The sequence below is a fragment of the Campylobacter majalis genome (genome assembly GCF_905120465.1).
GTDB lineage: Bacteria > Campylobacterota > Campylobacteria > Campylobacterales > Campylobacteraceae > Campylobacter_A > Campylobacter_A majalis.
This window is the reverse complement of the sequence record NZ_CAJHOF010000051.1, coordinates 1-796: the sequence shown is the minus strand read 5'-3', so window position 1 is coordinate 796 and position 796 is coordinate 1. Positions and strand designations below refer to the sequence as shown.

Genomic DNA, 796 nt, shown 5'->3' with positions numbered 1-796 from the left:
ATATCATCAAACATAGATGCTAGTGTGGATATGAGGTTGTTTAGTAAAGAGGGTAGAGAACAAATTAAACAAGAATATGAATTTATAGTAGATAAGTTAGATGATTTTAATAGATTTGTAAAAGATAAATTTGAAAGTAATAGGCTAACACAAACTAAAGTTGATAAAATAAGCAATGATATAAAATCCAAAGGACTGCAAGAAGCATTAAAACAGCAACTTAAAGAAAGTGGAGCAACAAACGAGCAAATAAATGAAATTTTATCAAATTCTGAAGTTATAAATTTTATACAAGCTTATAATGACTTACATAATAAAACAGACACAAACACACACAACAATACCAATGAAAATATCTTACAAGATTATAAATCAAATGAAATAATATTAGGACAAATAACTGCTTTTGCAGAACCTGATTTTTATGATTACTTACTAAAAGGTGGCAAAGCCACAATAGCAATAACCAAAACCATAGGTGAAAGCAATGCAGCAGCTGGTATATTTGTAACACAAGTAGCCACACAAGGATTATTAAGAGCTACCGCAAGTGCAGTCAGTAGTGAGATACAAAGTCATCTTACGCAAGGCATAAAAGATAAACTAAGTAATTATATAGCAAATGATCTGTTTGAAATAAACTCAAATCAGTGGAATAACGAACAAAAACAAGATATAAAAGCTATATCTGACTTATCAGCTGATTTTAGCGTTGAAATAATGCTTGGTGGAGCTTATGGTATTATAAAGAGTGCCAAAAAGTTAGATAAGGTGGATGGGGAATTTGTAAAGAGTG

Annotated in this window: 1 protein-coding gene; it reads left to right on the top strand. The window is 30.3% G+C overall.

Annotation, left to right across the window (positions count from 1 at the left end):
* Positions 1–796, top strand: a 796-nt coding sequence (locus tag LQU93_RS09885) for a hypothetical protein (protein WP_229933719.1), incomplete at both ends; no start/stop codon positions are given.